Here is a 12,133-nt window from a genome sequence, read left to right on the forward strand (position 1 = left end):
GGGTCTCACGGTTAACTGCGCCAGCCGCAGGGGCCTTGTGGCGGCCTGCGGCTGGTGAGCAGGGGTGGCGATCAGCCAACTTCAATAAGCTGGACTTCGCCTTTTTCATCCACTTCGGCAATGTGACCTTTAGGCTCGTCCAGGAACTGGACGGCGGCCAGGGCTACGGCTGCACTGGCGGCAATCACCAGGAAGAAGGTGCTGGCGTCCACAAAGGTCAGGACGGTCAGGAAAATGACCGCACCGGTATTCCCGTAAGCGCCTACCATACCGGCGATTTGCCCGGTAAGACGACGCTTGATCAGCGGTACGGTGGCAAACACGGCACCTTCACCCGCCTGTACAAAGAAGGAACAACACATGGTGGCAACCACGGCCAGCAGCAGCGGCCAGGTTCCGCTGATCTGGCTCATCAGGCCGTATCCCACCATCAGGCCGGCAAGCAGGATGATCAGGGATTTCTTGCGTCCAAATTTATCAGACAACCATCCGCCACCCGGGCGTGCCGCCAGATTCATAAAGGCATAACCGGACGCCAGCAGGCCGGCGGTCACGGGCTCAAGGCCAAAGGTGTCGGCGAAGAACAGAGGCAGCATCGACACCACCGCCAGTTCGGAACCAAAGGTCACCAGGTATGACAGATCGAGAATGGCGACTTGTTTGAAGTTATAGCGATCGTGTTCTTCCACACCTTCTTTCAGGTGTTCGCGGTTTACACGCCAGGCCTGGCCCATCTGCAGAAACGCCAGCGACAGGATCAGGCCAATAAGGACGTACTGGGCGGTGCTACCAAACAGGGACAGGTTGCTCGGGCCAAGGCGCCATACGATGACCAGCAGGGCGGCGTACAGCGGGATACTCATGGCCAGATAGAAATACAGATCACGTTTGGTGCTGACTTCCAGTGCAGAGCTTTTCTTGGGTTTGAAGTAAGAGGCGCCAACCGGGGTGTTGCGGGCCCGCCACAGGAAGAACATACCGTACAGGAAGGCCAGAACACCGGTGCTGGCAATCGCCCAGCGCCAGCCGTTTTCACCGCCAAACATCAGTGCAACGGTGGGCAGGGTGATGGCTGCCGCGGCAGAACCGAAGTTGCCCCAGCCGCCGTAGACACCTTCTGCCAGGCCCACTTCACGAGCCGGGAACCATTCACCAATCAGACGGATACCCACCACGAACCCGGCGCCCACGAAACCCAGCAGCAAACGGGTGACGGCTAACTGCTCGAAGGTATTGGCCATGGCAAAGGCCCAGCAGGGCAGAGCGCCAAGCATCAGCAAGGTGCCAAACACGATACGGGGGCCGAAGCGGTCGACCAGGGAGCCGATGACCACCCGTGCAGGAATGGTGAGGGCGACGTTGAGAATGAGCAGGGCCTTGACCTGCTCGGTGGTCAGGTCAAATACCTCACGCAGGTGACCCATCAGCGGGGCATGGGAAAACCACACCACGAAGGTAATAAAAAAGGCGACCCAGCTCAGGTGCAACAACCTGATGCGCGGCGCAGAGAAATTCAGCAGGTTCAGCTTGTCGGCGCTCATGGTAACTCCATAGACGGCAGCGTTGATGACAGTGGCATGCCAAGCAAAGGTTGTGCCACTTTTTAATATGCTGAAATTTAAGGTTTTTTATTATTTTTGGTGATTATGCGAGGTTTCGAGGGGTGCAGCTGGGGCGCGAAGCGCTATCCGCTGGTGCAAAAAAGGTGGGCGCGATTGGGGCAGGGGGCCGCCGTGGATGATTACCTCAAAACCCTCATGCGCAGAAGGCTTGCTTATGCAGGGCTATTGGTGTCGACGCTCGTTCTTATTTGTCCTGAGGTGTGCTTTCCGGTTCATTGGGGGCGCAGTAATGAGAATGAAGCCTGTGCGGGCGTTTGCCTGTTTGCTGCCCCGGATGCGATACCCGCAGTCGTCGGGCTATGGCTGTGCTTTGGGAAGGCTGCTCGGCACAGTTGGTAGCTGGGGCGACAACAATCAATGTGGCGCGAATATCGTTGAACAGATTGAGTGTCTGACTGGGACTTCCGGCGTTAGTGCATGGGAGTGAGATGCTGTTGTGATCAGGGAGATCTGCATGAAAGGGCCGGGATGAAGCGTGTGTGATGATGAAGGGGGCAGGAAAGTGTGCTTAGTGCTGGTGCGCAAATGCGGAGCGCGAAAATGGAACATTTCGGTGCACTAAAAAGTGCATCCTTGTCGTGCATTGGCGCATTAAAAGAACGCACATTTTCTGTAGGGTATTCGGTTATATTTGAAAAAAACCAGTAAAAACAATGATATAAAAAGTTGGCACAAGGGTTGCTTTGGGGAGGGTGTCAGTTACGCACCGCGAGGGTGAGCCTTATGGCAAAGCAACAACTTCTTTTGATCGGTCACGGCATGGTGGGTCAGCGTTATCTGGAATCGCTGGTAGCCCAGGGTGGCCGTGACCAATTCGACGTTACCGTGCTGTGTGAAGAGCCGCTGCCGGCCTACGACCGGGTTGGGCTTACCAGCTACTTTTCCGGCAAGACTGCCGATGACCTTTCACTGGTGCCGCAGGGCTTTTTTGAAGAGCACGGTATTACCCTGAAGCTCAAGACCCGAGCCGACAGCATTGATCGAGCTGCCAAAACTGTGACCACCAATACCGGTGAGACCCTGGCTTACGACAAGCTGGTGCTGGCCACGGGGTCCTACCCGTTTGTGCCGCCGATCCCGGGCAACGATCGCGATAATTGCTTTGTGTACCGCACCATCGATGATCTGGATGCCATGATTGCCGCCAGTAAAGGCGGCAAAGTCGGCGCTGTGGTCGGCGGGGGGCTACTCGGCCTGGAAGCCGCCAAGGCATTACACGATCTGGGTCTGGAAACCCATGTGGTGGAATTTGCCCCGCGCTTGATGGCCGTTCAGGTGGATGATTTCGGTGGTGGTCTGCTGAAAGACAAAATTCAGGAACTGGGTGTGACTGTGCATACCAGCACTGGCACTCAGGAGATTATTGATGGCGAAAGCTGCAAACACCGTATGGTGTTTGGTGAAGACAAGCATCTTGAAACGGACCTGATTGTCTTTTCCGCTGGTATCCGTCCGCAGGATGCCCTGGGTCGTGCCTGCGAACTGGAGCTGGGCGAGCGCGGCGGTATCGTCGTCAACGATCACTGTGTGACTTCAGATGAAGATGTTTACGCCATCGGTGAAGTGGCGTTGTGGAATGGCCGTATCTTTGGTCTGGTGGCGCCGGGTTACCAGATGGCGGAAATTGCTGCCGAGCACTTGATGGGCAAGGCCGAAAAAGCGTTCCAGGGTGCCGATATGAGCACCAAGCTCAAACTGATGGGCGTGGATGTCGCGTCCATCGGTGATGCGCACGGCAACACCCCGGGCTGCCGCAGCACCGTGTTCATGGATCAGACCGCTGGCATTTACAAGAAGGCGGTGGTGAGCGAGTGCGGCAAGAAACTGCTTGGCGCGGTGCTGGTCGGCGACGCCGCCGATTATGGCAACCTGCTGCAACTGTGCCTTAACGAAATGGATTTGCCTGGCGATCCGGCAGCCCTGGTGGCGCCGGTCTCTGATGGCGCCCCCTTGCTGGGTGCCGATGCCCTGCCAGACACCGCCCAAATCTGTTCTTGCAACAATGTTTCCAAAGGCGATCTGTGTGCGGCTATCGATGGTGGCTGCATGACCGTGGGCGACCTGAAGGCCTGCACCAATGCCGCGGGTACTTGTGGCGGCTGTGCCGCACTGGTGAAACAGGTGCTCGACAGCGAGTTGGAAAAACGGGGTGTGGAGGTCAACAACCACGTTTGCGAGCACTTCCCGTATTCCCGCGAGGAAATCTATCACCTGGTACGTGTTGGGCAGATCACCACGTTTGATCAGCTGTTGGAAAAACATGGCAGCGGTGATGGTTGTGATATCTGTAAACCGACCGTGGCCAATGTGCTGGCTTCCTGCTGGAACGATTGGGTCTTGAACAAACCCCATGCGGGCCTTCAGGACACCAACGATTACTTCATGGGCAATATGCAGCGCGATGGTACCTATTCCATCGTGCCTCGCGTTGCCGGTGGTGAAATCACTCCGGACAAGTTGATTGTGCTCGGTGAAGTGGCCAAGAAATACGACCTCTACACCAAGATTACCGGTGGTCAGCGGGTCGATCTGTTCGGTGCCCGCGTCGATCAGCTTCCCGAAATATGGAAAATTCTGGTTGAGGCCGGTTTTGAAACCGGTCATGCCTATGGCAAGTCGGTGCGGACCGTGAAGTCCTGCGTGGGTTCGACTTGGTGCCGTTACGGTGTGAAGGACTCGGTGGGCACCGCCATCCAGATCGAAGAACGCTACAAAGGGCTGCGCAGCCCGCACAAACTCAAATTTGCGGTCAGTGGTTGTACCCGTGAATGTGCCGAGGCGCAGAGCAAGGATGTGGGTGTCATTGCTACCGAGAAAGGCTGGAATCTGTATGTCTGTGGTAATGGCGGCATGCGCCCTCGTCATGCCGATCTGTTTGCCTCGGATCTTAGCGATGAAGAACTGATCAAGTACACCGACCGCTTCCTGATGTTCTACATCAAGACAGCTGATCGTTTGCAGCGCACCAGTGTCTGGATGGAAAACCTGGAGGGCGGCCTCGATTACCTCAAGGACGTGATCATCAATGATTCCCTCGGGATCGGTGAAGAGTTGGAAGCGCAGATGAAGCATATCATCGGCACTTACCAGTGTGAGTGGAAGACTGCCATCGAGGACAAGGAAGCGGTCAAGCGCTTCAAGCACTTCGTCAACGATGACGCCAATGATGACAACCTGCAGTACGTTCGTGAGCGAGGCCAACGTCGCCCCGCCTACGAGCACGAACGCATTGAAACGGTTCAGGAGGCCTGATCATGAACAGTTCTGTTGCCGTGGAGTGGAAAGCCGTATGCAAGGTCAGCGATGTGTTGCCAGGCACCGGGGTAGGCGTTCGTCTGCCGGCGGGCCAGGCCGCTTTGTTCTGCACCCGTAATGGCCAGTTTTATGCGCTCGACAACATGGATCCTTTCAGCCATGCCAATGTGCTGAGCCGAGGGATCCTCGGATCGATCGGGGACCGCAAGGTCGTGGCCTCGCCGATCTACAAACAGCACTTCGATCTGGAAACCGGTCAGTGTATCGAAGACGAAACCGTCAGCCTGAATGTCTACCCGGTTCGGGTGGAGGGTGACGTGATCGAAGTGGCCATGTCGGCCGCACACTGACCGCAAGGGCAAGGTAGTAATGAAAAAACTGGTAGTAATTGGTAACGGCATGGCGGCGATCCGCCTGCTGGAAGAGGTGACTCGCCTGGCGCCGGATCTGTATCAGATCACGGTGGTCGGCGAAGAACCTTTTGCTGGTTACAACCGGGTCATGCTGTCGCCCCTGTTGGGTGGTGGGACTGACGAAGTCACGATCACCACCCACCCGCACCAGTGGTACCGGGACCGGGGAATTCGACTCATAACCGGTTCACCGGTGGTGGCTATCCGCCGCCACCGTCGTCAGGTGGTCACTGCCGCCGGCCACAAGCTGGACTACGACCGCCTGGTGCTGGCTACCGGGGCTGCACCCCGCCAGCTTCCCGTTGAGGGAGTGAATCTAGACGGCGTCATGAGCTTTCGCGATCTCTATGACGTGCGCAAGTTGTTGTCGCTCTCGGCCGCCCGTGTGGTGGTCGTGGGCGGCGGCTTTTTAGGGCTTGAGGCCGCCGATGCACTGGTGAAGCAGGGGCATGATGTTACCCTGGTTCACAGTCGCGGCCACTTGCTCAATCAGCAACTCGATGAGGCAGCCGGTCATCGCCTGCAACACGACCTGGAAAAACGGGGCGTGAAATTTGTCATGCAGGCCCGCACGGCTGCCATCGAGAGCGCTGATACGGAAACGCAAGGGCAGGGCCGCGTGGCGGCTGTCAGGCTGGCCGATGGTCAGCGTCTGCCCGCAGATTATGTGGTTCAGGCCGTGGGTATTGTTCCGCGGACGGAACTGGCCGATTACGCAGGCTTAAGCGTTAACCAAGGTGTTCGTGTCGATGACACCTTGCAAACGTTTGACCCTGCTATTTATGCCATTGGCGAATGCGTGGAGCACCGTAACCGGACCTTCGGTCTGGTCGCACCGCTGTATGAACAGGCTGCGGTGTGTGCCAGCCATCTGGCGGAACTGGGCCACCGGCGATATCTCTATGCCGATAGTGCCACCCGCCTGAAAATTTCCGGTATTGATCTGGTCTCGTTTGGCGATTTTGAAGGCGCAGGCACAGGCGGTGAAGGGGAAACCCTGCAGCTGTCTCTGCCGGGTGGTTACCGTCGTCTTCAGGTTCGTGATAACCGGATCATCGGCATGGTGCTGTATGGCGATGTGTCTGACGCTGCCTTTTACGAAACCTTGTGGCGCGAGCATGCAGATATCGGCGCCCGTCGCCAGGTGTTGCTGCTGGGTGAAGCGTTCTACAAGGCAGCGGACAGGGGCGGCGACGGCGAGGAGGAAATTGCCGCATGAGTAGTATCTGTACCACTTGCCCGTATTGTGGCGTAGGTTGCGGAATTCGCACTGATGGCAAGGAGCTGCAAGGCGATTCAGCACACCCGGCCAACGCGGGCCGACTGTGTGTGAAAGGCTCGTCTGTACTGGAAACCCTGGGCGACCAGGACCGCTTGCTGTATCCCGATATCGATGGGGAAAGGGTGAGCTGGGACCGGGCACTGGACGAAGTGGCCGAGCGTTTTCGCCGTATCGTGGATGAACATGGCCCCGATGCCGTGGCCTTTTATGTCTCCGGCCAGCTGCTCACCGAAGATTACTATGTGGCCAACAAATTGATGAAGGGCTACATCGGCAGTGCCAACATTGATACCAATTCTCGCCTGTGCATGAGCAGTGCGGTGGTCGCCCACAAGCGTGCCTTTGGTGAAGATGTTGTGCCGGGCTGTTATGAAGATCTGGAAATCGCGGATCTGGTGATTCTTACTGGCTCCAACACCGCCTGGGCACATCCGATCGTGTACCAGCGCATTGCTGCGGCAAAGCAGGCACGGCCGGAAATGAAAGTGGTGGTGATTGATCCTCGCCGTACCGCCACCTGCGATCTTGCCGACCTGCATATACCGGTGCGACCCGGTCAGGATGTGCCGTTGTTCAACGGTCTGCTGACCTGGCTGGATGATCACAACGCGCTGGACCAGGATTACATCGCCCATCATACCAACGGCTTTGATCAGGCACTGGCCACAGCCCGCGCCCAGGGTAACGACTGGGACGCACTATCCCGACAGCTGGGTGTGTCGAAAGTCGATCTGACCACCTTTTATCACTGGTTTGCGGCCTGCGAACGCACTGTGACAGTGTTTTCACAGGGGGTGAATCAGGCCCGAAACGGCTCAGACCAGGGTAACGCGATTATCAATGCCCACCTGGCTACCGGCCGCGTCGGCAAACCGGGCGCCAGCCCGTTTTCTATTACCGGGCAGCCTAATGCCATGGGCGGGCGCGAAGTGGGCGGTCTGGCCAACCAGCTGGCCGTGCACCTGGATATCGATAACCCCGAACATCACGCCGCGGTGGCGGATTTCTGGCAGACCGAACAGTTGGCAAAACACAACGGTCTCACCGCGGTGGACCTGTTCAATGCGGTGGAAAGTGGCGAGGTAAAAGCGGTCTGGATCATGGCCACTAACCCGGTGGATTCCCTGCCAGAGGCCGACCGGGTTCGTCACGCCTTGATGGGATGCGACACGGTGGTGGTCTCCGACTGTGTGGCCAGCGGCGATACCCTCGCGTGTGCGGACATCCGTCTGCCCGCGTTGGGCTGGAGTGAGAAGTCCGGCATGGTCACCAACTCCGAGCGCTGTATTTCCCGTCAGCGGCCGTTTCAGCCCGCCCCGGGAGAAGCCCGGGCGGATTGGTGGATTATCACCGAAGTGGCGCGCCGTATGGGGTACACCCAGGGATTCGGTTATCAGCACGAACACGAAATTTTTGCCGAGTACTCGGCGCTCACCGCCTTGGCAGGCCGGTTTGGCAAGCGGCTTGACCTGACTGCTGCGGCGGAACTGAGTGCCGACCAATACGAGCAGTGGCAGCCCCAGCAATGGCCACTGCAGGGCGGTGACCGTTGCTTTGCGGACGGCACGTTCTCCACCCCGGATGGTCGTGCCCGTTTTGTGGCCTGCGAGAATCCGGTGGTGCGCGAGATTGGCGACAGCTTCCCGATCATTCTCAACAGTGGCCGTATTCGCGACCAGTGGCACACCATGACGCGCACCGGGCGCGCAGGTCGCTTGTTTGCCCACCTCAGCGAGCCGTTTGCGGCTTTGCATCCCAAAGACATCGAGCGTTACCGACTTGCAGATGGCGGTTTTGTCCGCCTGACCAGCCGGGTGGGTGATGCGTTGGTGCGGGTTAAAAGCGATGGCGGGCAGCGACCCGGTACCGCGTTTATGCCCATGCACTGGACTGATCAGTTTTCTCGTCGGGCCCGGGTTGATGCCCTGGTACCGGCACGTCTGGATCCGCATTCCGGCCAGCCAGCGTTCAAACATACGCCGGTTAATGTCAGCGACTGGCAACCCCGCTGGCATGGCTGGTTGTTCACGGCGGCAACCCCGCCCGCCGTGGAGTACTGGGCCCGAGTTCCCGTCGATGCATTTTTGCAGGCGGGCCAGGTACAACGCTATCGGCTGGCCGGCGATGCGGACCTAACCGAACAACAACTTCACGAATGGATGCCAGAGGCCGCCCAGTGGCTGGCGCTGAATGATCCCTCTACCGGGCATTTCCGCCGTGCGGCTCTGGACAGCGATGGCAAGCTGATTGCCTGGCTGGCCATTGGCGAAACCCTGCCGCTGTGTGACGTGGAGTGGCTGGCGACGTGCTTCACTGAAGGCGGTGAAGTGCAGGCGCTATCGATTCTGGCCGGGCAACCCGCAGATGCCGGTCCCGATCTGGGGCCGGTGATTTGCAGCTGTCATCAGGTTCGACAGAAGACCATCGAGACAGCTGTGGAAGAGGGCGCAGATTCCGTGGAAGCCATTGGCAAGTGCTGCAAGGCCGGCACCAACTGTGGGTCGTGTATTCCGGAGCTGCGCGGTCTTCTGGAAACCTGCAGCGCCTGATTTCTTTTGTAACGCCTGTCCCCATTGTGCATCCAATGGCGAATGCACAATGGGGTTGTCCATGAAAAGTCTCAAATCCTTGTTTATTTCCGGTCTGATTTCCCTCGCGGTAGCCACGGTCGTTTTCGCTCTGTGGTTGCTGGTGTCGTCCGGGAATCTGGCGTCGTTGGCGCTGCTGCTTGCCGCTGTTCCCATGCTGGCGTTTCTGGGGTGGCTGTTTCTCGGGAAACCGGCACGAACCAGTGCCTCATTACCCTGGGTCTTCTGGCCCTCAATGCTGGGCACCCTTGCCGTGATCAGTCTGTTTCTGGCCGGGCATGCCTGTTGGTTGATGACCACGCTTGCGGTGCTGAATCTGGCCGGGGTGCATCTTTATATTCGTTGGTACAGCCGTTATCAGCAGCGCCCGGTGGTGGCGAAAGTCGGTGAAATGCTGCCGACAGTACAGTTTACCAATCTTGAGAATCGTCCGGTGACGGTGGCGGACTTTGCGGGCAGCCCGGTGGTGATGTTGTTCTTTCGGGGTAACTGGTGTCCGTTGTGTCTTGCCCAGATACGCGAAGTGGCAGCGGCCTACCAGTCCCTGCAAGACAAGGGGGTACGTGTGGCGCTGATCAGTCCGCAATCCCATGCCCAGTCGGCGGAACTGGCAAAACAGTTTTCAGTGAATTTTGACTATCTGCGAGATGATGACAATGCTGCCGCCCGTGCGCTGGGGATTCTTGACGCGGGGGGCACGCCGGCGGGACTCGAAGTGCTGGGTTATGACAGTGATACGGTTATGCCCACGGTGTTGATCCTGGACGCTCAAGGGCGATTGGTGTTCCAGCATCTGACCGACAACTACCGGATTCGCCCGGAGCCTTCCCTGTTTATTGAAGTGCTGGAGCGCGAGGGCCTTATTTAAGGTGTATCAGGGGCTAGCGGAAGAGCGAGACAGACCAGATGTTCACAGTCCCGGACGTCTGGCCTTGAAGGCAGACCGCAAACCCTGCTTCACCGTTGCGTCAAGCCGCGCAAGCATAGCGTAGCAGACTTAGCCATCCGGCCCTTTCAGTGACAACTTTGGCAGCTCATTGCCACACTGCTTGCAGAACCGGGCATCCGGGTCGTGCGCGTGGCGGTGGCAGTGGGTGCACTCGCGCTCGTACTGCATGCTGGTGCGAGCGGCAGAGATTTCGGCTGTGACGATGCCAGTAGGCACCGCAATGATGGCGTAGCCGGTGATCATGGCCAGTGATGCAATCAGTTGCCCCAGTGGCGTCTGCGGAGAAATATCGCCGTAACCGACCGTGGTGATCGTGACGATGGCCCAGTAGATACTGCGCGGGATGCTGGTGAAGCCGTTCCTGGGGCCTTCGACGACATACATCAGGCTGCCGAAAATGATGATCACCACAAAAACCGAAAACATGAACACGGCAATCTTGCGCCGGGTTCGTACCAGTGCCAGCCCCAGTTGATTGGCTTCGCCCATGAATTTGGCCAGCTTCATCACCCGAAATACCCGCAGGACACGCAGGGCACGGATGGTCAGCAGATAGTTGGAGCCGGGTACAAACAGGCTCAAATACGTCGGAATAATCGAAAGCAGATCCACGATGCCAAAAAAGCTTCGTGCATAGCGCAATGGGCGGTCACTGACCCAGAGCCGTACTCCGTATTCAAAGGTGAAGAGTATGGTAAAAAACCACTCGGCGGCGTACAGCCAGGTGCCGTAATTCTCATGGAGTCCGGAAACGCTATCCAGCATTACTGCGACCACACTGCCCAGAATCGCCACAATCAGGAGCACATCAAACAGCTGCCCGGCCGGTGTATCGGTACCAAAAATGATATGCCGCCAGCGTTGGCGCAGTGATTCCATACCGGGTCTCGTCTTCCTGTGGTTCATTGAGCAACAAAGCTGAGGCTATTGTGGCTTGTTCCCCAAAGAATGACCACTTACTCTGGTTTTGGGCCAGTGGAATAACGATGCAATGAACGACAATAACAACCAGTATTTTCGTGCCGTCAGCTGGCAGGGCAAAGCCATTGGTGCCGCTCTGCGAGGAGTGGTGAAACCGGTGGTGAATCGGGTGAGATTTACCCCCCGCTTCATGAAGTTTTCCCAGCTTGGCTTTGATGCCGTTACACTGGCTTTGCCGGTGCCTTCTGATGTGCACATAGCGCGCGCCCATGTAGGAGGCGTGCCCGGTGAATGGTTGATCACCGGGCGACAGGTGCGTGCCAGTCGGGTGGTGATGTATTTTCACGGTGGCGCCTATTTTTTTGGTTCGCCGCGCTCACACCGTGCGGTGACCTGGCGAATGAGTCACTATTGCCGGGCAAAGGTGCTGGCAGTGGATTACCGGCAACCCCCCGATTGGTCCTATCCAGCGCCCCTTGAAGATGCTGTGAGCGCCTATCGTGCCTTGCTAACTCAGGGCTATGATCCGCAGCAGATTGTCTTTGCTGGCGACTCTGCCGGCGGCAATTTGTCATTGGTCACGATGATACGACTGCGTGAGATGGGATTGCCGCTGCCTTCCTGCGCGGTTTTGATTAGTCCGTGGGGGGATTTGACCTGTTCCGGCGATTCTATCCGGGACAATGAGGATAAGGACCCGCTGATCCCTCTGCAGGCTCTGCGCTTCGTGTCTGGCTCGTACAGTCGGGGCGAGGATCCGGCAGCTCCGACCCTCTCGCCGGTGTTCGCCGATTTTACTGGGTTGCCCCCCCTGATTATTCAGGTTGGCAGCACGGAAGTGTTGCTCAGTGATGCCCAGCGGATTGCGGAACGTGCCCGGGCCGCGGGGGTAACTTGTCTGCTACAGGTATGGGAAAAGATGCCTCATGTGTTTCAGGCGTTGTCTGGTTGGTTACCGGAAGCAGGGCAGGCGTTTCGGGAAATTGGTGCTTTTGTTCATCCTCATCTGAGCAAGACGGATAACCATCATCATGTGCGAGCTCATGCGTCCCTGGTAATGGGGTCATCCAGCCCATGAGTGTAATCTGTTATCAATAAGTTGC

The 12,133-nt window shown here is 57.8% G+C and carries 8 protein-coding genes; 6 read left to right on the plus strand and 2 right to left on the minus strand.

Annotated elements, in window-relative coordinates:
* Positions 1 to 71 precede the first annotated feature (71 nt).
* Complete coding sequence (locus Q672_RS19995) at positions 72 to 1,541, minus strand: NarK family nitrate/nitrite MFS transporter (RefSeq protein WP_022984187.1); 1,470 nt, start codon at positions 1,539 to 1,541, stop codon at positions 72 to 74.
* Positions 1,542 to 2,345: 804 nt separating this feature from the next.
* Here Q672_RS19995 and nirB point away from each other — a divergent pair.
* The 5 genes from nirB (at position 2,346) to Q672_RS20020 (ending at position 10,028) form a co-directional block, all read left to right on the plus strand.
* Complete coding sequence (gene nirB, locus Q672_RS20000) at positions 2,346 to 4,874, plus strand: nitrite reductase large subunit NirB (RefSeq protein ID WP_022984188.1); 2,529 nt, start codon at positions 2,346 to 2,348, stop codon at positions 4,872 to 4,874.
* Positions 4,875 to 4,876: 2 nt separating this feature from the next.
* On the plus strand, positions 4,877 to 5,227 hold the full coding sequence (nirD, locus tag Q672_RS20005) for a nitrite reductase small subunit NirD (RefSeq protein ID WP_022984189.1): 351 nt from the start codon (positions 4,877 to 4,879) through the stop codon (positions 5,225 to 5,227).
* Between the two features lie 19 nt (positions 5,228 to 5,246).
* Positions 5,247 to 6,509, plus strand: a complete 1,263-nt coding sequence (locus tag Q672_RS20010; RefSeq protein WP_022984190.1) for an NAD(P)/FAD-dependent oxidoreductase — start codon at positions 5,247 to 5,249, stop codon at positions 6,507 to 6,509.
* On the plus strand, positions 6,506 to 9,121 hold the full coding sequence (locus tag Q672_RS20015; protein ID WP_022984191.1) for a nitrate reductase: 2,616 nt from the start codon (positions 6,506 to 6,508) through the stop codon (positions 9,119 to 9,121). Before Q672_RS20010 ends, Q672_RS20015 begins: the two co-directional genes overlap by 4 nt.
* Positions 9,122 to 9,182: 61 nt before the next feature.
* Entirely contained in the window at positions 9,183 to 10,028 is an 846-nt protein-coding gene (locus Q672_RS20020; protein ID WP_031225934.1) for a peroxiredoxin family protein, read from the plus strand.
* A 129-nt stretch (positions 10,029 to 10,157) separates the two neighbouring features.
* On the opposite strand, the gene Q672_RS20025 is transcribed toward Q672_RS20020, so the two are convergent.
* Positions 10,158 to 10,988, minus strand: a complete 831-nt coding sequence (locus Q672_RS20025) for an ion transporter (protein WP_022984193.1) — start codon at positions 10,986 to 10,988, stop codon at positions 10,158 to 10,160.
* A 112-nt stretch (positions 10,989 to 11,100) separates the two neighbouring features.
* Here Q672_RS20025 and Q672_RS20030 point away from each other — a divergent pair, with 112 nt between their 5' ends.
* Positions 11,101 to 12,108 carry an alpha/beta hydrolase gene (locus tag Q672_RS20030; RefSeq protein WP_022984194.1) on the plus strand — a complete coding sequence of 336 codons (1,008 nt, stop codon included), beginning with the start codon at positions 11,101 to 11,103 and terminating at the stop codon, positions 12,106 to 12,108.
* Positions 12,109 to 12,133 lie beyond the last annotated feature (25 nt).

The sequence above is a fragment of the Alcanivorax sp. P2S70 genome (genome assembly GCF_000475295.1).
Taxonomy (GTDB): domain Bacteria; phylum Pseudomonadota; class Gammaproteobacteria; order Pseudomonadales; family Alcanivoracaceae; genus Alcanivorax; species Alcanivorax profundi.